Below are 19,857 nucleotides of genomic sequence, written 5' to 3'. Positions count from 1 at the left end.
AGCATATAATAATGTTTATTTTTTCTTCACTACCGAAGAATTTTATCATTGTATTTTACTTTAAAGCAAGTGTGAAACGACTTATTTAGAATTCCATTGTGCCTCTTCTATTAACATTTGTAAATCATAAAAATCTATCGTTCTCATGTCATATTTACTCTCTTCGACTAATCGTTTTGCCTCATCAAAAATGTACTTTGGTGAACCTGGTTTTTCACCGTCATATACAATGATCATCCCTTGACTTTTATGTAAGAAAAGTTTGTTTTTATTACGGAATTGCTGTGGACTTGAATATGGTTGTTTTGATATAGAATCGACAAAATCAGCTTTACTAACGATCATTTCATAATAGTCTTTATTCATTTCATTCCAGCTCTCTTCTTGATGTAAAAAAGGTGTTAAAACAGCAAGCTTTAGTTCAGGATACTCATTTTGAAGTTCTAGAGTCACTTCAGCTGCCCAAAGTTCTACACCTAACTGGCCAGAAATTATCACCCATTCAAGTCCTTCATCCAAAAAGCTTACTAGCTCTTTTTTTATTGCCATTTTGATAAAGTCGATTGCGGGGTGTTTATTTGAAAATATCCCTAGTTCGAAGGGCTTATACCCCGTAATCGTAATTACATTAATCATCATTTTCACCTACTCTAAGACTCACTAGTTGATAAACCGATTATTTATATAAAAAAACAAGGATGGCAATTACCATCCTTGAAAATTCAACCTTTACCTCGGAAAACAGAATGGCATTGGTCCAGGACCACCCATTGGTCCCATAGCACCTGGCCCAAATCCACCCATCCCACCTGGAACCGGTCCGGAAACTGGACCTAAGTTTACATTTGACACTTCATTTACAAATGATTCAGTATGAGGATAGTAATTTGCGTGTCCAATTACTTGGTGATTCACATTTGTTGTATGTGATGGATAAATATGTGGTTGAATGAAATTTTGTTGAGTATGATTCGTACAGCATTTTGTCGGATGAACAATTGGTGGTAAAACCTTTCCACAAAACATAGTCATAACTCCCTTCATTAATTTGTCTTGCTACACTAACAAACTATGTGAAAAGGCTATAACATGTACTAATTCAAATACCTATTTTTAAAAGAAATCTTTTTTTCTCGAAAGATTTAAATATTCTTGATTTTAACCAAAAATCAATTTAAAAGAAAGTATAAAAACTATCTTTTAAACTAGTAAAAAGCAATGCTGTTAAACAAACAACGATAAAAAACAAGATAAACAGTGCTCGATACATGATTTCAGCCCCTATAATCCAATAAATTGCAATGAAGATTTCCATTATTATTCACAAACGATAATTCGTCCATCTACCGTCGCAATTTATTATTCTACAGGTTTCTATCATTCGACACAATCATTCCCATATAAAATAATTATTAATTTTTTATGACATTCTTGTAAGTTTTTGGCGTTTTTTGAAAAACTTTTTGAAACCTACGTCGAATTATGCGCTTCCCCAGGAAATAGAAGCATTATTTTCTTTCAAGTCTAGTAATTCTTTTGATCAAATCTTGATAAATTTTATCATCCTTCTTTTGCTTTCCAGATTGCCCTTCTTCATGCAAAGATAAACCGATTCGAGCGATTTTTAATGCTTGATCATAGTTCTTGAATTGGTGTTCAAATAATTTTGCAACCTCTATGCTTGATTTTATTTTAAGCTTACCATTCCCCTTTTCTAGCACCTCTAACCATAAATCCCTAGCATCTGAATATTTTTTTTGCCTTTTCAAATGAAATGCTAATTCAAATTTCGCCTCAATCTCATTAGCAAGTGAAAGCTTCTCGAACGTTTGAATGGCTACATCCTTTTCACCAATAGCCTGAAGCCATTTCCCAAGCATAAGTTTTTCTTGTGAGGTCTGAGAGGGATCTAGCTGCAAAATTTGAAAGGTTAAATGAGTATATAAAGTAATTAATGAAAGAATATCGTTTTCATTATGTTGTAAAACTGTAATGATCCCTTCAGGGTTTTTTCTTTCTACAAAATCAAAGTAAATCATCGGCGCTAAAAAACCTGGTACATCATCTTTTCTCTCAAATTCAAGAATATCCTTCTCTACATTTACTAGTTTTACAGACTCTAATTGATCCTTCCAAAATCTTCTTGATGCATGGTATAAATCAAAATGGCCAAATGATGGTAGTTTTGGGACATGTTCGCGAATAAGTGTATGCCTCGTTTTAACCTGTGGCCAATCAAAAGCTTTTCCATTGTATGTAACAAGGGTTGTGTAATCAATATTCTCAAGAAAACTATAATATAAAGGGATTTCTAAACCAGGTTCAGGTAAAAAATGCTGTCTTAAAATGATTTCATCCTTTTCAAGATATGCGTATCCAAGTAGAAAGATTGTATTTCCAACACCGCCACCTAATCCAGTAGTTTCTGTATCGAAAAAGAACAAATCATTCGGTTGATATCCATATGCAGATAATGGATGTTTCATACCATTATGATTCCACATATCAACAGCCTTAATATAATCTTGAAACCGATATTTGCCATGTTGATGACTTAATGGATAATGAACCTCACGAATAAAGCAGTATTCATCTTCTAAATAATAAACCTTTGTATTTGCTTGTTCCCACATTTCTATAAAGGGGATTTCACCTTTTGTATCTATATTTTTTGGATTTTCATTCATGTTTTTAGGCTGTTGTACCTGTTCTGGAACTAAGTGATTTTTAAAGCGTTGCAGCTTATTTTTCAAGGACATGTCATTTCACCTCGATAGGGATCTATTCCTTAAAATGTGATAATAGATGTAATGCGATATTTTTAGAACGTGAAGTAGTTCCATCTAACCCAATACATGATGGGCAACCATTTTCACATGGACATTGAGATATCATGTCAGTCGTCTTGCTTATGATTTCTTTTATATTTTCAAATACCTTTTCACTTAAGCCCACACCCCCCGGATAACGGTCGTACAAAAAGATGGTTGGCTTTTCATTGTGAATAGCTTTGATTTGTGGTACCACGTGAATATCCTGAGGATCACACATAACAAATAAAGAAACAATTGAATTCAATGCATGTGAAATTCCAATTAAACCTTCTTCTAATTTACTTTCTGATAACTCACTTTCAAACGTAAACCAAGTAGCACTTGTATGCAATTCTTGCTCAGGAAGATTGATAGGACCAGAGCCAATATTTTCATGTGTATTAAACTTAATTTTTTTAAAAATAGTTGCCATGGCTTGGACTGTGACATCTCCATAGCTCACTTCACCATTATGAATATATTTATGTTTATCCTCTTCTAGCACATGTAATTGTACGGCTAAATTAGCATCGGTATAATAATCTACTTCAACTTCCTTTACATACGCTTTTTTCTCTTCCCAATCTAGTTTCTCCACTTGGTATTGAATTCCTTGATGAAGGTAAATTGCTTCCTCATGTAAAAGGGTCATTGCACTAAATTGATCCATTTCACCAATTACTTTCACATTTGCTGTTTCAGTATAATCAATCACTACAACATTTTCCTGTGAAGCAGAACGTAAACTAATATTATGTGCTGGAAAGGAATCATTCATCCAATTCCATTTTTCACTTCGATAATGAAGGACTCTTTCTTCTACCAAATATTCAAGAATATCTTCAATTTCAACATCACCAAATGTTTCTCCCTTTTTAAAAGGTAATTCATATGCAGCGCATTTAATGTGATCAACAAGGATAATCAGATTATCTGGGTTAATTCTAGCGGTTTCGGGTGATTGATGTAGAAAATACTCAGGATGTTCAATAATATATTGATCGAGTGGTGAAGAACTTGCGACCATTATTACTAATGATTCTCCATGTCTTCTTCCTGCTCTCCCAGCTTGTTGCCATGCACTGGCAATTGTTCCAGGGTACCCTGTCATAATACATACTTGGAGTTGACCAATATCTACTCCAAGTTCTAATGCATTTGTACTTACTACACCAATAATCTCTCCATTCCTTAGTCCTTTTTCGATTTCTCTCCTTTGTGAAGGTAAATATCCTCCCCGATATCCTTGTATGGATTTAGAACCCAATTCATGTTTTACAACCTCTTGCAAATAGGTCAATATAATTTCAACTCTAACTCGACTACGCGCAAAAACAATTGTTTGAATTTTTTGCTGTAATAATTGCTTAGCAAGATGACTCACTTCTAATGTAGCACTTCTTCTGATATTTAAAGGCTTATTTACGATTGGAGGATTGTAAAAAATAAAATGCTTCTTCCCACTAGGTGCACCATTATTATCGATTAGCTCCATATGCATTCCTGTCAATCCTTCTGCTAATTCTTTTGGATTTGCAATAGTTGCAGAAGTACAAATAAATACAGGGTTACTACCGTAATACGTGCAAATTCGCTTTAGTCTTCGCAGGACATTTGCCACATGACTCCCAAATACACCTCGATATGTATGTAATTCATCAATAATTATATATTTAAGATTTTCAAAAAAAGCGACCCATTTTGTATGATGCGGGAGAATAGCGGAATGGAGCATATCAGGATTAGTAATCACAATATGTCCAGCTTTTCTTACCTTCTGCCTGATACTTGACGGTGTATCTCCGTCATATGTATAACTGTTAATGTCTAGTCCTGTTTCATCAATAATCTCATTTATCTCACTTTTTTGATCTTGAGCAAGTGCCTTAGTTGGAAACATATACAATGCTCGAGACGTTGGTTCTTCGAGAATCGTTTGGATAACTGGTAAATTATAACAGAGAGTCTTTCCGGACGCTGTTGGTGTAACAGCAACAAAGCTCTTCCCTTGCATTGCCAGTTCAAACGACGATTTCTGATGCGTATATAGTTCAGAAATTCCTTTGCGATTTAATGATTCTTTTAATAATGGATGAATTCTATTTGGAAACGGAGTAGTTTGTGCCTCTTTTGAATTTAATGTATGCCAATGAATAATTTGCTTATTTATATGAACATCCTCTTTTAAACCTTGGATGACCTCTTGTAAATTTTTTCGACGTTTCATTTTCTACACACCTCTTTCTATATTTTAGCGAATAAATGTTCGTTTTCCTAGTGTTTTTTATTGGTACTCATTGTCAAAAACATCATATTATACAATAGATAAAGTTGGTATTTAAATCTTACAGAGAGGAGTTTTTATTAAGATGACAGAGAAATTACCTGAAGAACCTAAAAAGGGATTGTTCCACGAACCTTTTCAAGACTTTTTTCGATCTATGAATGAACTTTTCCAGGAAAGGCCAGTGAAAGGCTTTCTTCAAAGCATTGATGATTTTTTTTCCTCGCCATTTCCAATCAGTGGTTTCCCTATTGACTTAACTGAATTAGATGATAAATATATTATCACCGCAAAATTATCTGGCATAAAAAAGGATCAGATAGATATTGGTATATTTCCTAAGTATATTACGATTACAGTCGAAAATAATGAAAAAGTTACAAAAGAAGATCAGTCCCAAAATGTGTTTTTTAATAAAAGCTCAATCCAACGATCCTCTAAAACCATTCCATTTCCGCAACCGATTATTGAAGATAAAGTCAAGGCAACCTATGAAGATGGCTTACTAACGATTAAAGTACCAAAGGAAAAAGGGAAACGATTAAGAATAGAATAAACATATTAAAACGGAATCAGAAAATAAGCTGATTCCGTTATTAACTATTTAGCTGTTATATGATATTTGTAAAACAATATTTTTCAATCGTCGAAAAACACAAAAATCAAATCTAGTTTTTACTAGATGAATAAATAAAAAAGCAAAAAGGCCAGGAACTCTAAGGCTTAAAGAGTCCCCCTAGCCCTTTCACCATCGTTGACACCTGGTTAACTGCATTCATCATTTGCCCAGCTGTGTTGACCATTTTATTAAAGTCAATCGAACCATCCTGTGATTTAAAAGAGTTCATCAGTGAATTAATCCCACCTGTTTGTGGTTGTTTAAAATGATTCCCTTGAGGATATGGATGAACGTATTGATTTAACATTTGATTTTGTTTATTGCTTTGATACGTTGCTTTTGTTTGAAGCGGGTTATCAAAAATGTTCGGCTGCGGACTATGATTCTGTTCATAACCCGGTTGTTGATAATATGGACTGTTTTCATTTTGCATAAATGGTGGTATCCCATTGTAATGGTAAGGTCCGTATGGATGTTGATATGGTATATTCGGCTGATTATATGCTTGCATATGAGGAATACCCTGTGCATGATATGAATGATTTTGCGGTTGATAATTACGTAATGGTAAATAGTTCATATATGGATTATAACCTTTCATCACTTTTTCCTCCAGATGACAATCTTTACTACCACAATATGAATGGTAAAAAAAATGGTGATATGTCTAAGAAAAAAATAAAAAGGCAGGGTTTGACTCATCAGTTATTTTTTTTGGTTTCCTCCAACAGTCTTTTCAACACATAGTCTACAGATTGAATATGACTTTTAAATTTTTTTAAACTAGAGTCTGGATAAAAGGCTTTAACTGAAACCATTTGAAGATTTTCACTTGTATTTTTTAACTGTATTGGATGTAAGTGTTTTGGCTGAACCTCATTTAGCCAAGCAATTGCCAAGGGCAACCATTGTTCACAAGCATCTCTTACTTGATCTGCAAACGGTTTAACATCTTGATAGAAATCCCCTTGTTCCCCTTTTTCTCTAACTTGATTATATGAATGATAGGCATAATCATTTAATTCTATTAATTTATTTGTTAAATGTATCAAGTCATTTTCGTACATTCGCATTATTCCTCCTGAGAAACTAACTAATGCAATTATACGCTGGAGTCACCACTAAGGTCAAAAAGACTAACTCAACCAAGCTGCTGCAACTTTGGTTGTTCATTTTTAATGTTTATCGAAGTTGACAGTTTTTTAATTTTGAATTTCTTTTCAAGACGTTTCAGTTTAGCTTCTAAAATGGAGTGATCTTCAGAAGCCCTCAATATGATTTCTTTTCTTACTTTTTTGATTTCTGCGTCAAAACATTTTTCTAGCTTCTCTAATAACTGTTCACATTCCTCAAGCTTTGCTAAAATCTCTTCCTTTAATAACATATCAACGCCTCCTAAGATTCTTTTAACGCTATATATTCTTCCTAATCTTCTAATCACCTCCATGCATGACAAAACTAGAACTGATTCGTCAAAGAAAGTGTTAAACGAACAATGCATTTTAATCTATTCGACAAAAGAATAAACTTCTTTATCAATGAATGGAGAACAGTCTTTGGTGCAAAATAGGTTCTAGGAGGTGGAAAATAATGAATAAAGAACTTAAAAATCAACGTAAAAAAGAAGAACGTTCTAAAACGAAAGCTGGTAACGGAAATCCTAAATTATCTGGGCCAAATCGTCCCTCAACTTAATTATAGAAATTCTAGTGATTCATACATTTATGTAGCTATTACGAAATAGGAAAAGGTTGATCCAAATGACGAAATTGGATCAACCTTTTTATTATTTTGTAATAAAATTACATCTAAATTTTAAATAAATGAAACAAATGGTGATTGCTATTCGTCGAATACTAATAAGAAGCAGCAAAAAATCACTATTTTCCCTTGAAAAACAACCATTTTACGCAATCTAACGTTATATTGGCAAGAAATCAAACTTTTTATTCACCCAATCTGTCTAGTTTTCTGCTATGATATAATTTAGTTTGTGAGGTGAGGATGAATGGATCTTCGATACCCTAATGGAAAACAATATACGATGAACAAAACGGGCATAAATAAATCTATCGCTTCGAAGAGTATTTCATACAGTAATAGAGGGATGACGTTGGAAGACGATTTAAATGTAACGAATCAATATTATTTACTAAATGAGATTGCTGTTATTCATAAAAAACCTACTCCGGTACAGATCGTCCATGTTGATTATAAGTCAAGAAGTACTGCAGTTATTAAAGAGGCGTATTTTAAACAACCATCAACAACCGATTATAATGGAGTCTATCAAGGTAGATATATTGATTTTGAAGCAAAGGAAACGAATAATACAACATCTTTTCCATTACAGAACTTTCATGAACATCAAATCGAACACATGAAAAAAGTAGTTGCACATAATGGAATATCCTTTGTTATACTTCGTTTTGCAAAAACTGAAGAAGTCTTTTTATTACCGAGTTCAGATTTATTCATCTTTTGGGATCGAATGCTAAATGGTGGGCGAAAATCTATAAAAAAAGAGGAAATTGAAGAAGTTGGACATCCTATCTCATTAGGCCTTCACCCTCGAATTGATTATATTCAAACGGTAAAAAAGATTTTTATAATCTAAGTTTTACACTTCTAAATCAATATTTGGTTTAGATCGGCTTTTTTTAAAATTTTTGTTGCTTATTTAAACATAATAGTAAAAACTATCATTTAAGCAATAATCAATGTTTAAAAACAGCCTAAAGGAAAGAGAGGAAAATTTGTTTATGGCTGAAAAATACCAAACACGTGAGGAACGAAGAAAACAGCAGGAAGCTGTTAAAAATAAAAAAGGAAAAGGTAAGAAGAAAAAACGTTCTATATTTAAGAAATTCATATTAAGTTTATTTCTAATTTGTGTTGTTGTTTTCTTGGCAGGTGTTGGAACATTCGCTTATTATGCAAGTAAAGCACCACATTTAAATAAAACCCAATTAAAAGATCCTATCGCTTCTGAGGTGTTAGCGATGGACGGTAAATCAGCTGGAACGATCGGCGCAAAAAAACGAGACTATATTGCCTATGATAAAATTCCTGATAAAGTAAAGGATGCAATCATCGCTACTGAGGATTCTCGTTTCTTTAAGCATCATGGGATTGATCCAATTCGACTTGGTGGTGCTGTTATTGCCAATGTTACACGTGGATTCGGTTCTGAAGGAGCGAGCACGATCACCCAGCAAGTAGTGAAAATGTCCTTTTTGACTAATAAAAAGACACTAGAACGTAAAGCACAAGAAGCATGGCTTTCATTACAGCTTGAACGCCAATACACAAAAGAAGAAATCTTCGAGATGTATGTGAACAAAATTTATATGTCAGCTGGAATTCATGGAATCCAAACTGCTTCTAAATATTATTATGGAAAGACATTAGATAAATTAACCCTACCGCAGATTGCACTAATTGCGGGACTACAGCAGAGTCCAAATAACTATAATCCATTTGAACATCCAGATTTGGCTGAAAAACGAAAAAATGTTGTTTTAGGGTTAATGTACCAACATAAGAAAATTTCTAAAGAGGAAATGGAAGCAGCGAAAAAGGTGCCTGTTACAAAAGGACTTAAAAAACAGACCAATGTCAACAATGTTGCTCAAAATAAATATGATGCGTTCATGGACATGGTCATTGATGAAGTTGAAGCGATGGGTTATAATCCATTTTCTGATGGCTTAAAAATCTATACTACATTAGATACAGATGCCCAAGAATATACAGAGCAAATTTTAAATTCAAATGATATTGTGCAATATCCGGATGATATGTTCCAAGCGGGTATAACATTATTGGATACGAAAACTGGAGAAATTCGTGCTGTAGGTGGAGCAAGAAATCCAAAAGTTCAACGTGGATTAAATCGAGCAGTGGATATCAAGCGTTCACCGGGTTCTACAATCAAACCGATATTAGATTACGGCCCAGTAATCGAGGAAAAACAATGGTCCACCTATCATCAAATCGTAGATGAACCATATAATTATGAAGGAACATCAGTTAAATTAAACAACTTTGACAACCGTTTCTTAGGACCAATGTCAATGAGGGAAGCTTTATACCGTTCCCGAAATGTTCCAGCAGCTAAAGCTTGGGCAGAAGTAGGTCCAAACAAAGCAAAAGAATTTGCCAATAACTTAGGTTTAGGATTAAAAGATTCAGAACTAGTACCCTCATCCGCAATTGGTGGTGGACTTGAATTATCCCCACTAAAAATGGCAGGAGCCTATGCAGCATTCGGTAATAATGGTATTTATAATAAACCACATACCGTAAGAAAAATTGTCTTACAAGATGGGGAAACCATTGTTAAAACAAATCCTGAACCAAAAGTTGCAATGAAGGATTATACTGCGTATATGATTACAGATATGCTTAAAGATGTTTTATCTTCAAAACCAGGTGCAACTGGTCGCTCAGCAATCATCCCTGGGCTAGAAGTTGCAGGAAAGACAGGTACCACTAATTTTAGTGACGATGATGTTGCAAAATATAATATACCTGCTGGTGCCAGCCCTGACTCATGGTTTGCAGGTTACACAACTAATTACACTGCAGCTATCTGGACAGGATATGATAGTTCCAAAGATGAGAATGGGAACTTTAAATATTATTTAACACCAAATGAACAAAAAATCTCACAGCTCATCTTTAAAAACCTAATAGAACATGTATCTGAAGGGAAAAACACACCTGATTTCAAAATGCCAAAAAGTGTTGTGAAGATTCCGATTGAAAAAGGAACAAATCCACCACAAAAAGCAAGTGAATATACTCCTTCTGGAAGTATTTCATATGAATTATTTGTTCGAGGTCATAATGAACCAAGTCAAGTTTCACATAGATATGAGCAATTAGAAGCTCCTACAAATTTAAACGGAACCTATGATCAAGCAACCAATCAAATAATTGTCAATTGGAATCATCCAAAAATATCTGAAGGGGTTTCTTTTGAAATATCTGGTTCACTTAATAATGAAGGTAAACAATCCTATGGAAATACGAAGGATACAACATTATCAATAGCCAATCCACAGCCTGGTGGAACCTACCAAATTGAAGTGAAAGCTATATTAGGTGATCAAACAAGTAAATCAGCTACTATCACTATAAAAGTCCCAGATCCTGATGAATTAGGAAATGGCGATGATAATGGTGATAATGGTGACCAAGATCAAGACAATGGGGAACATAACGGTTCTGATAATGGAAATGGTCCTGGTAATGGGAATGATAATGGTTCTGGTAACGAAAACGGACCTGGTAATGGGAATGGTAATGGTCCTGGCGATGGTAATGGTCCTGGTAATGGAAATGGCAGCGGCAATGACAATGGAGGAGGTAATCAAGAAAATCCAGATCCAGGTAGCGGAACCGAAACACCATAATTAATACAAAAAAGTCATCTAATCAAATCTGATTAGATGACTTTTTTCATTATATGGTTACTCCCTCTTCTTCATTCGTTTTTGTCCTTCCCGACAAACACTTAATAAAGGGCAAATGTCACATTGCGGATTTTGTGCCTTACAATGATATCTACCAAAAAAAATTAAGCGATGATGAGTCTGAGACCATTCTTCTTTTGGAACTTTTCTCATTAATGTATTTTCTACTTCTAACACACTATCTTTCCATCTGCAAATTCCTAGTCTTTTACTCACCCTTTCAACATGTGTATCTACGGCGATAGCAGGAATACCAAATGCTACTGAAACGACGACATTAGCTGTCTTTCGTCCGACACCAGGAAGTTTTGTTAATTCATCTCTATCCTCCGGAAGCTTCCCTTGATATTCATTAATAAGCATGCTACATAATTTTTGAATGTTTTTCGCTTTGTTTCTATATAGACCAATAGATCTTATATCATTTTGTAACTCTTCTAAAGAAACAGCTAAATAATCTTCGGGGGTCTTATATTTTTCAAATAAAGATTTAGTTACTTTATTAACAAGAACATCCGTGCATTGTGCTGAAAGTGAAACAGCAATGACAAGTTCAAAAGGATTAGAATGATTTAATTCACAATGTGCATCGGGAAACATTTTTCCTATTTCATCTAAGCAAAATCGAATTTGCTGCATATTTAACATTTTTCGTTCCACCTTGACTATTTCTTAAGTAATTTATTATTGTTCTAACCAATTATAAAAAGGGATGGTTTTCGAATCACTTTTTTGAACGAGCGTAGTTTTTTTACGTTGCTGACGAAATTTATTACCATAATCCTTTGCTTGTTCAATTGTTTTAATTCCGTTTTTCTTCCATTCAAATAATATTCGATCAATATATCGAAAATTTAATTTTCCAGAAATAACAGCTTCCCTTAGAGCTGCCTTTATTACAGATGGATCTTGATGATCTTGGTCAAGCCACATCGCCAAAGTTTCGCATTCAAGAGGAGATAATGGTCTTCCAAATTCCTGTTCAAAAATTGTATATAGATTCGTTTCTTCATGTAAATTATGTTCTAGTTCAGCTTGTTTCTTTTCAAATGTAAACTCATCGATTAATTTACTCCATAGAGGTTTTAATGAGTACTTTTCATAACGTATATTCTCTTCGGAATACCCTTCTTCAATACTAATATATTGATTCTGAACTAATCTTCTTAACAATGAAGCACACATGCCATCAGGAATCGTCATTCTTTCTGAAAGTTGTGCCGGGGTAGGAAAATCATTTCCTTTTTCTAAAAAGGAAAAAACCTGCAATAACAAAACTAATTCAGTTTCGTTTAAACCAATATGTTTATATTTAACCATTAAAAGTCGAGGAATCTGAATCATCCCATCCTCTATCCATGATAAAATTAAATCCTTATCCATTTTGTACACCTCATAAGTAAGTATAAAGGAAGTATTACAAATATGGAACAAGGAAAATCTGCCCTTTGATTTTCCCTAAATAGGAAAGTCACGTTCCTAGACTTTCCAAGAAAATCTGCCCTTTTGATTTTCCCTAAAAAGGAAAGTCACGTTCCTAGACTTTCCAAGAAAATCTGCCCTTTGATTTTCCCTAAATAGGAAAGTCACGTTCCTAGACTTTCCAAGAAAATCTGCCCTTTGATTTTCCCTAAAAAGGAAAGTCATGTTCCTAGACTTTCCAAGAAAATCTGCCCTTTGATTTTCCCTAAAAAGGAAAGTCATGTTCCTAGACTTTCCAAGAAAATCTGTCCCTTGATTTTCCTGTATATCCACAATGTAATGTCTATCGAAATAAAGAAAAAAGGCTGTGTTTATTAGACACAACCTTTTAATTCGTTAATTATGGGTAAAGTCGGTTAAGTAAACGTGGGAATGGAATTGTTTCACGAACATGCTCAACTCCAGAAATCCAAGCTACAGTACGTTCTAGTCCTAATCCAAAACCTGAATGCGGAACCGCTCCATATTGACTTAATTCAAGATACCATTGGTATGCATCTATTCCTAAGCCATGTTCTTCGATTCTTTTCTTCATTAATTCATAATCATAAATACGTTCAGAACCACCAATAATCTCCCCATAGCCTTCAGGCGCAATCAAATCAGCACATAGAACAACTTCAGGACGCTCTGGATGTGGTTGCATATAGAATGGCTTTAATGAAGTTGGATAATTCGTAATAAAGACTGGTTTATCAAATGATTCTGCAATTGCTGTTTCATGTGGTGCACCAAAGTCGTCGCCCCACTCAATATCATTAAAACCTTTTTCATGTAGAAGCTTAAGAGCATCATCGTATTCAATACGAGGGAACGGTGCCTTTACTTGCTCAAGCTTAGAAGTATCCCTACCTAATCGTTCCAATTCTAATTTGCAATTCTTTAGAACTGATTGAACAATATGAGCAACGTATTCTTCTTGAACTTTTAAGCTATCTTCATGTTGGTAAAATGCCATTTCTGGTTCAATCATCCAAAACTCAATTAAATGTCTTCTTGTTTTTGATTTTTCCGCGCGGAATGTTGGTCCAAATGAGAATACTTTACCTAAAGCCATTGCGGATGCTTCCATATATAGCTGACCACTTTGTGAAAGGTATGCATCTTCATCGAAATATTTTGTATGAAATAATTCTGTTGTTCCTTCAGGAGCACTTCCAGTAAGAATTGGTGGATCGATTTTAGTAAATCCATTGTCATTAAAAAATTCATACGTGGCGCGAATGATTTCATTACGGATTTTCATTACCGCATGTTGACGACGTGAACGTAACCAAAGATGACGATGATCCATTAAGAACTCTGTTCCATGTTCTTTCGGAGTAATCGGGAAATCATGTGCTTCATGAATTACTTCTACATCCTTTACTAAAAGCTCGTATCCGAAAGATGAGCGACTATCTTCTTGAACAGTTCCTGTCACATAAATAGAAGTTTCTTGTGTTAAAGATTTTGCTTTTTGAAAAACTTCTTCAGGGACATCTGTTTTTACTACAACCCCTTGGATAAACCCTGTTCCATCACGAAGTTGTAAAAATGCGATTTTCCCGCTAGATCTTTTGTTGGCAACCCAGGCACCTATCGTGACGTCTTGTCCAACGAATTTATTTACTTCATTAATTGTCGTTTTCAATCTACTTCCCTCCAAAAACTTCAAAAACTACACTTCATATCATTTTATATCCAAACTTATTATACTAAACAAGTATATAAAAGGAAAATATTAATTAAAAATCCCCCCTATTTATTAGGGGGATACTCTATTTTATAGAATGGATTTATTTCATTTTACTTTTTACAAACTGTTGAATTCTTTCAATTGCTTTTTCTAATAATTCTAATGATGTCGCATAAGATAAACGAATATAATCTTGAGCTCCAAAGCCTGAACCCGGAATGACTGCAACGTTTGCCTCTTCAAGTAATGCTTCCGCGAATTGATCCACTGAATCAAAACCTGTTAGCTTAGCTGCCTCGATTACATTTGGAAACAAATAAAAAGCACCTTGAGGCTTCAAACAGCTTACTCCTGGAATTTGAATAAGTTGTTGATGTATTTTATTTAACCTATCTTCAAATGCTTCTCGCATTGTTTCTACTGGCTCCTGAGTACCATTATATGCCGCAATCGCTCCATATTGTGATGGAGTAGTCGGATTTGAGGTGGAATGACTGGCAAGGTCTGTCATTGCTTTGATAATTAGTGCATTTCCAGCTGCATATCCAATTCTCCATCCAGTCATTGAATGTGATTTAGAAACTCCATTGATGATGATTGTTTGATTTTTTAATTCAGTTGAAAGTTCTGCAATTGAAACATGTGTATGTTCACCATAAATTAACTTTTCATAAATTTCATCAGAGATAATCAAAATATTATGTTCTAAACAAATTTCACCTAATTCAGTTAACTCTTCTTTTGTATAAAGCATACCTGTTGGATTGCTTGGTGAGTTAATAATGATAGCTTTTGTTTTAGAAGTTATAGCAGATTTCAGCTGATCTGCTGTAATTTTAAATTGATTTGCTTCTTCTCCATTAATATATACGGGTTCTCCTCCAGCAAGCTTAACCTGTTCTGGATAACTGACCCAATATGGAATTGGAATGATGACCTCATCCCCTTCATTTAAAATCACTTGAAAAAGTGTATAAAGGGCATGCTTAGCACCATTTGTTACAATGATTTCAGAAGGCTTATAATCAATATTTTGATCCTTTTTAAACTTTCCAATAATAGCTTTCTTTAATTCAGGAAGTCCACCTGTAGCTGTATATTTTGTTTGTCCTTCATTCATCGCCTTTATTGCAGCGTCGATAATATGTTGTGGTGTATTAAAGTCTGGTTCTCCAGCCCCTAGTCCGATGACATCTATTCCTTCTGCTTTCATTGCTTTTGCTTTTGCAGTAATGGCTAGTGTAGATGATGGTGTAAGAGCACTTACACGATTTGCTAGTTGTAATGTCATTTCTCCTCACCTTTTCTATATATTTGTAATCATATACGGAGTTTTATCATTATCCTTTAAAAAGTACACATAGGCATAATTTAACCGTGATGAATGATCAAGATATGAAATTTCCCAAACCGGTTCCTTATCTAACATACCTAAGCGACTACCTAGTACTTTAGCCGGTTTTTCCTTTTTCATTACTGTATTAATTGCCTCAGACTTTGAAATTCCATCTGACCATTTTTCAATGGTAATTTGATCACTGTTTTTTTCAGGTATCCATACAGCAACCTTTTTCCCATTTTTTTGTTTCCCAACTGCTACATAATAGGTAATATCCCCATTATACAGATAAAATTGATCCATAGACGTAAGATTCGCCTTTTCTCTTGCCTTTTTTTCTGCAAAATCTTTCGCATGGCTTATAGGCTTCATTGATTGGAAGTATACATTTACACTGACCCCAACAATAACTAAAATACATAATCCAGCGATGATAATCCATTTTTTCATAATAACCCTCTATGTACGATATATTGTAAATACTGCTTTACTTTGGTCCTCAGTATCTAATGCTAATCCGAACATTAAATCTTGATTTTTTAATGTTCTGTTGAGTGCATCAACGATTTTGTATAATTCAGCTTGGTATTCAATCTTTACAGTTGATAGCACTTCTATTTTGCTGTCCATCATAATCCCCCTACAAAAACAAATATTGTTATAAATATCGTAACCGATTATAGCCACAATATAAATACTGAAACACAAATTTATTATAACAACATTTCCGTGTTTATTGACGATATACCAAAAAATTTTTCTAATCCACACATTTTTTCACGCTGCTACTAAAAAGCAGCGTGTTTTTTACGATAAGAAATTATAAAATTCAATGTAGTTTATATAATTGAGTCGTGTCTACTCAAGTCGAAACTACGCCTAGCCCAAATATCTCTCTGCTAAGATAGCTATTTCTTCTATAAAAGTTTAATGCAAATTTTGTTATAGAAAATCAAAAGCCAATCAACTCCACATGTTTATAACCAATTTTCAACCGTTTCAATCATTTCCTTTAGTGATACATGTTCAATTGGAACGGATGGTATTGAGCGAATAAAAGCATTTCCATATGATGTTGTTTCAATTCTTCTATCAAATACAATGACAATTCCTTTGTCAGTACCGCTACGAATAAGTCGTCCAAACCCTTGCTTAAATCGAATAACCGCTTCAGGTAATGAATAAGTAGAAAATGGATTTTTCCCTTCGGCCTGTATAGCTTCATTCTTTGCCCATGTATATGGCTCATCAGGAGGACTAAACGGTAATCTCACAATTGATAAACACGACAGATCTTCACCAGGAATGTCTACGCCCTCCCAAAAACTATTTGTACCAAAAAGGACAGCTTTATCAAACCGTTGAAAGTTTTTTGTTAATCTCATCCTGCTTCCTGTCGTAATTCCTTGAGCAATAAGTATAAAATCATCCAATAAGCCACTTTCCTTCATTAACTCATACGTTTTCTTTAACATGTCATATGAGGTAAATAAGACGAGCATTCTACCTTTTGTTGCCTGTGCAATGGCAATTAAATGATTAGCGATGGCTTCTACATATTCAGATACTGCCACCTCACGAATTTCAGGAATATCATTTGGAATTAACAACTTGGTCATTTCTGAATATGGAAAAGGAGAAGGTATTTGCTTCTTTATTAAATCCGCAAATTGATGAAGTCCTAATTCATTTTCAAAAAAACGGAAAGAATCTTTTACAGTTAAAGTAGCAGAAGTTAAAATCACACTCTTTCTTTTAGCAAAAAACTCTTTGCTCAATTTCTCACTTACAGAAATCGGTTGTGCCTGTATCGAAATACTATTAGGTATGGCCCGCATATCACCTTCTAGCCAATAAACAAATTCATTTGTTTGCTCTAACAAAAGATGTTGGATCGAATGCTTAAATGATACTAATTCATGATCATAGCTAAAGACTTCCTCAAGAAGAGCCTTATCTTTTTCAGATAATTTTTCACTAATATTTTTCAATTGACTTAACCGCTCTTCTAATCCACTTCTTATTTGATTAACGGATGATATTACTCTTTCAGCTGCAAATAAAATTGGTTGTAAAGATTTTTCTTTCAATAACTTGTTTGAAAGACGAATCTGCAGTTTATGATGTCCTTTATTTTTCTTCTCATTTTTCAACAATTTCTCTGCAATAATGGTGAATAATTCATCGATTTCCGTTTCAAGCTCAGCGATAATAAAATCTAACTCAAAGGTAGGCATTTTTAGTGAAATTTTCTGCTTTTGTACCATTACTTCGAGTTGATAAAATAGTTGCTTTTTTTCATATGAACCTAGTTGGCTGCAAAAAAATTTGCTAGGAATATACTCCAATTTTTCTCCTAGAAAACCTCTAGAAGTTTTTTCAAAATGATGGGCTTCATCTATAACCACATAATTAAATTCTTTAAATAGTTGTTGTTTCTGAATTAAATCAAGTAGTAGCATAGAATGGTTTGTAATAACAATATCTGCATTCTCGGCTTCTCTTCTCGCGTATAAATAAAAATCCTTTGCTATCCATGGATCCCGTTCTTTCGATAAATGCCAACCATCATGCCTTATCCGATTCCAAAAGATTTTTCCGCCACTTGATAAATTCACCTCATCAATATCACCTGTTTCAGTATGAATAAGCCAAACTAATAACTGCATTTTCGTTAGGATTGTGTCATATTGCTGATCAGCTTCATAAAGTGTTTGTTCAAATTTAAATAAATTTATGTAATGTTGTTTCCCCTTAAGCACAACTGCTTTAAATGGAAAAGAGAGTACTTTTTCAAGTTTTTTCAATTCCGTATTTAATAATTGATCCTGCAATTGTATCGTATGAGTACTAATTAAAATGGGTTGATTTTCAGTTTTACTAAAATAAATACTCGGTAATAAATACGCAATTGATTTACCAATTCCCGTTCCAGCCTCAATCATTGCATGCTTATTTAATCGAAATGCTTCATACACGGTATCCATCATTTCATGTTGATCATCTCTTACTTCATAATGCTTTATTCCATTTGATAGTAATTTTTGCTTATCATGATGATGTAAAGGATACTCCTTTTTTTCGCGATAGTTATGATCGGAGTATTTCTTATTTTTTTTACGGAGTGCAATTCCTTTAAATACCTCTAAATGCTCAGAGAGGTTTTCTAAATGATTTCGTTTCTCTGTCAGAATGTCTTCAAAAATTTCGTTTAAATTACTCTTTAATCCTATTGAAAGTTTTGCAAGCTTTTCGAGTGTTACAAGCGGTAGCTCTCTTGTTTGGTTAATAAATTGCAAAAGCAATTCAGCGGTTACTAACGCATCACTATCCGCTTGATGTGGCCGATCATGCTTGATTGCGAGACATTCAGTCAACTCAAACAGCTTATAGCTATCAGATGTTGGCAATAATACTTTTGCTAATTCGACCGTATCGACATTTAAGCCGACAAATTCCGGGCAACCTACTCGAGTAAATTCTGATTGGAGAAAATTCAAATCAAACAAGACATTATGCGCCACAAAGATACTGTCTTTTAAAATCCTTGTTAACTCAGGGGCAACTTCTTCAAATAATGGTGCCTGTTTGACCATTTCATCATTAATCCCAGTTAGTTCCTCAATAAATGATGGAATTGGTACACAAGGATTAACAAATGTTGTATATTGATCAATTATTTCTTCATTTTCAATGACAACAGCAGCTATTTGGATGATTCGATCACCTTTTTTGGGTGAATTTCCTGTTGTCTCTAAGTCTACTACTACAAAACGCTGTTTCATTCAATCACCTATTTCATATTTCAAAAGGCTATTTTTGTTTCTACTTAGTTTATCATATTAAAGCGAATAATCCATAACTATTATATCCAAAAACGTATGCTCCTTGTTCAACAGCGTCGAATGCGAGAGCTTTGCAATGACAATTCCAATCTTAAAAATTGTATCGAGGTATAAACAAACATTCTCTACATAAGGAGATTTTCGTATCGTTTGTTGCAACCTATTTTGGTTCATTAAACTATTTAGCATAAATTTTGAGAAGAGAGCCTTATACTATACACTTCAACTAATGTATTGCTGTGTAAAAGGAGAGCGTTCTTATATTGCTTGAAGCTCTTTTCTCGGTGAACTAAGGAAACTTATCCTAAACTTATTTT

At 33.9% G+C, this 19,857-nt stretch carries 17 protein-coding genes; 3 read left to right on the top strand and 14 right to left on the bottom strand.

The window, feature by feature from the left end:
• Positions 1 to 81: 81 nt before the first annotated feature.
• The 4 genes from MHI39_RS10880 to MHI39_RS10865 form a co-directional block, all read right to left on the bottom strand.
• A complete protein-coding gene (locus tag MHI39_RS10880; RefSeq protein ID WP_259549516.1) occupies positions 82 to 633 on the bottom strand; it encodes a DUF1273 domain-containing protein in 552 nt (183 codons plus the stop codon).
• A 96-nt stretch (positions 634 to 729) separates the two neighbouring features.
• Entirely contained in the window at positions 730 to 1,026 is a 297-nt protein-coding gene (locus MHI39_RS10875) for a spore coat protein (protein WP_259545181.1), read from the bottom strand.
• A 482-nt stretch (positions 1,027 to 1,508) separates the two neighbouring features.
• Positions 1,509 to 2,759 (bottom strand): ribonuclease H-like domain-containing protein, encoded by a 1,251-nt coding sequence (locus MHI39_RS10870; RefSeq protein WP_278890793.1) that lies wholly within the window; start codon positions 2,757 to 2,759, stop codon positions 1,509 to 1,511.
• 22 nt (positions 2,760 to 2,781) lie between these two features.
• Positions 2,782 to 5,040, bottom strand: coding sequence for a DEAD/DEAH box helicase (locus MHI39_RS10865; RefSeq protein ID WP_058002401.1), 2,259 nt, complete (start codon positions 5,038 to 5,040; stop codon positions 2,782 to 2,784).
• 142 nt (positions 5,041 to 5,182) lie between these two features.
• Between MHI39_RS10865 and MHI39_RS10860 the strand changes: the two genes are divergently transcribed.
• Positions 5,183 to 5,653 (top strand): Hsp20/alpha crystallin family protein, encoded by a 471-nt coding sequence (locus MHI39_RS10860; protein ID WP_058002400.1) that lies wholly within the window; start codon positions 5,183 to 5,185, stop codon positions 5,651 to 5,653.
• Between the two features lie 160 nt (positions 5,654 to 5,813).
• On the opposite strand, the gene MHI39_RS10855 is transcribed toward MHI39_RS10860, so the two are convergent.
• The 3 genes from MHI39_RS10855 to MHI39_RS10845 all read right to left on the bottom strand — a co-directional run bounded on the left by MHI39_RS10855 (position 5,814) and on the right by MHI39_RS10845 (position 7,100).
• Positions 5,814 to 6,317, bottom strand: a complete 504-nt coding sequence (locus MHI39_RS10855) for a YppG family protein (protein WP_058002399.1) — start codon at positions 6,315 to 6,317, stop codon at positions 5,814 to 5,816.
• 100 nt (positions 6,318 to 6,417) lie between these two features.
• Positions 6,418 to 6,783, bottom strand: a complete 366-nt coding sequence (locus MHI39_RS10850) for a YppE family protein (protein WP_058002398.1) — start codon at positions 6,781 to 6,783, stop codon at positions 6,418 to 6,420.
• 74 nt (positions 6,784 to 6,857) lie between these two features.
• A complete protein-coding gene (locus MHI39_RS10845) occupies positions 6,858 to 7,100 on the bottom strand; it encodes a hypothetical protein (protein WP_058002397.1) in 243 nt (80 codons plus the stop codon).
• A gap of 624 nt (positions 7,101 to 7,724) precedes the next feature.
• On the opposite strand from MHI39_RS10845, the gene recU reads away from it, so the two are divergent.
• Positions 7,725 to 8,333 (top strand): Holliday junction resolvase RecU, encoded by a 609-nt coding sequence (recU, locus tag MHI39_RS10840; protein ID WP_278890792.1) that lies wholly within the window; start codon positions 7,725 to 7,727, stop codon positions 8,331 to 8,333.
• A gap of 145 nt (positions 8,334 to 8,478) precedes the next feature.
• On the top strand, positions 8,479 to 11,136 hold the full coding sequence (locus MHI39_RS10835; RefSeq protein WP_342541234.1) for a PBP1A family penicillin-binding protein: 2,658 nt from the start codon (positions 8,479 to 8,481) through the stop codon (positions 11,134 to 11,136).
• 57 nt (positions 11,137 to 11,193) lie between these two features.
• Here MHI39_RS10835 and nth read toward each other — a convergent pair whose 3' ends face one another.
• From nth to dinG, 7 genes are all read right to left on the bottom strand, one after another.
• Positions 11,194 to 11,844 (bottom strand): endonuclease III, encoded by a 651-nt coding sequence (nth, locus tag MHI39_RS10830; RefSeq protein WP_058002394.1) that lies wholly within the window; start codon positions 11,842 to 11,844, stop codon positions 11,194 to 11,196.
• A 36-nt stretch (positions 11,845 to 11,880) separates the two neighbouring features.
• Positions 11,881 to 12,579, bottom strand: a complete 699-nt coding sequence (locus tag MHI39_RS10825; RefSeq protein ID WP_058002393.1) for a DnaD domain-containing protein — start codon at positions 12,577 to 12,579, stop codon at positions 11,881 to 11,883.
• Positions 12,580 to 13,018: 439 nt separating this feature from the next.
• Complete coding sequence (gene asnS / locus MHI39_RS10820; protein WP_058002392.1) at positions 13,019 to 14,311, bottom strand: asparagine--tRNA ligase; 1,293 nt, start codon at positions 14,309 to 14,311, stop codon at positions 13,019 to 13,021.
• A gap of 145 nt (positions 14,312 to 14,456) precedes the next feature.
• Positions 14,457 to 15,647: a pyridoxal phosphate-dependent aminotransferase gene (locus MHI39_RS10815; RefSeq protein ID WP_058002391.1), complete on the bottom strand. Its 1,191-nt coding sequence runs from the start codon at positions 15,645 to 15,647 to the stop codon at positions 14,457 to 14,459.
• 15 nt (positions 15,648 to 15,662) lie between these two features.
• The gene (locus MHI39_RS10810) at positions 15,663 to 16,145 is read right to left on the bottom strand and encodes a DUF5590 domain-containing protein (protein ID WP_058002390.1); all 483 of its coding nucleotides are present in this window, start codon (positions 16,143 to 16,145) and stop codon (positions 15,663 to 15,665) included.
• Between the two features lie 9 nt (positions 16,146 to 16,154).
• Positions 16,155 to 16,325 carry a YpmA family protein gene (locus tag MHI39_RS10805; RefSeq protein ID WP_065107196.1) on the bottom strand — a complete coding sequence of 57 codons (171 nt, stop codon included), beginning with the start codon at positions 16,323 to 16,325 and terminating at the stop codon, positions 16,155 to 16,157.
• Between the two features lie 347 nt (positions 16,326 to 16,672).
• Positions 16,673 to 19,480 (bottom strand): ATP-dependent DNA helicase DinG, encoded by a 2,808-nt coding sequence (gene dinG, locus MHI39_RS10800; protein ID WP_278890790.1) that lies wholly within the window; start codon positions 19,478 to 19,480, stop codon positions 16,673 to 16,675.
• Positions 19,481 to 19,857: the final 377 nt, after the last annotated feature.

Source organism: Heyndrickxia sp. FSL K6-6286 (assembly GCF_038630395.1).
Classification (GTDB): domain Bacteria; phylum Bacillota; class Bacilli; order Bacillales; family Bacillaceae_C; genus Heyndrickxia; species Heyndrickxia oleronia.
The sequence above is the reverse complement of the archived record's forward strand: the minus strand, read 5'-3'. Positions and strand labels throughout refer to the sequence as shown.

Bases quoted from the DNA above. Each gene is read 5' to 3' on its own strand.
- MHI39_RS10875 (WP_259545181.1), bottom strand. From the start codon at position 1,026: ATGTTTTGTGGAAAGGTTTTACCACCAATTGTTCATCCGACAAAATGC.
- MHI39_RS10870 (WP_278890793.1), bottom strand. From the start codon at position 2,759: ATGTCCTTGAAAAATAAGCTGCAACGCTTTAAAAATCACTTAGTTCCA.
- MHI39_RS10865 (WP_058002401.1), bottom strand. From the start codon at position 5,040: ATGAAACGTCGAAAAAATTTACAAGAGGTCATCCAAGGTTTAAAAGAG.
- MHI39_RS10860 (WP_058002400.1), top strand. From the start codon at position 5,183: ATGACAGAGAAATTACCTGAAGAACCTAAAAAGGGATTGTTCCACGAA.
- MHI39_RS10855 (WP_058002399.1), bottom strand. From the start codon at position 6,317: ATGAAAGGTTATAATCCATATATGAACTATTTACCATTACGTAATTAT.
- MHI39_RS10850 (WP_058002398.1), bottom strand. From the start codon at position 6,783: ATGTACGAAAATGACTTGATACATTTAACAAATAAATTAATAGAATTA.
- MHI39_RS10845 (WP_058002397.1), bottom strand. From the start codon at position 7,100: ATGTTATTAAAGGAAGAGATTTTAGCAAAGCTTGAGGAATGTGAACAG.
- recU (WP_278890792.1), top strand. From the start codon at position 7,725: ATGGATCTTCGATACCCTAATGGAAAACAATATACGATGAACAAAACG.
- MHI39_RS10835 (WP_342541234.1), top strand. From the start codon at position 8,479: ATGGCTGAAAAATACCAAACACGTGAGGAACGAAGAAAACAGCAGGAA.
- nth (WP_058002394.1), bottom strand. From the start codon at position 11,844: ATGTTAAATATGCAGCAAATTCGATTTTGCTTAGATGAAATAGGAAAA.
- MHI39_RS10825 (WP_058002393.1), bottom strand. From the start codon at position 12,579: ATGGATAAGGATTTAATTTTATCATGGATAGAGGATGGGATGATTCAG.
- MHI39_RS10815 (WP_058002391.1), bottom strand. From the start codon at position 15,647: ATGACATTACAACTAGCAAATCGTGTAAGTGCTCTTACACCATCATCT.
- MHI39_RS10810 (WP_058002390.1), bottom strand. From the start codon at position 16,145: ATGAAAAAATGGATTATCATCGCTGGATTATGTATTTTAGTTATTGTT.
- MHI39_RS10805 (WP_065107196.1), bottom strand. From the start codon at position 16,325: ATGGACAGCAAAATAGAAGTGCTATCAACTGTAAAGATTGAATACCAA.
- dinG (WP_278890790.1), bottom strand. From the start codon at position 19,480: ATGAAACAGCGTTTTGTAGTAGTAGACTTAGAGACAACAGGAAATTCA.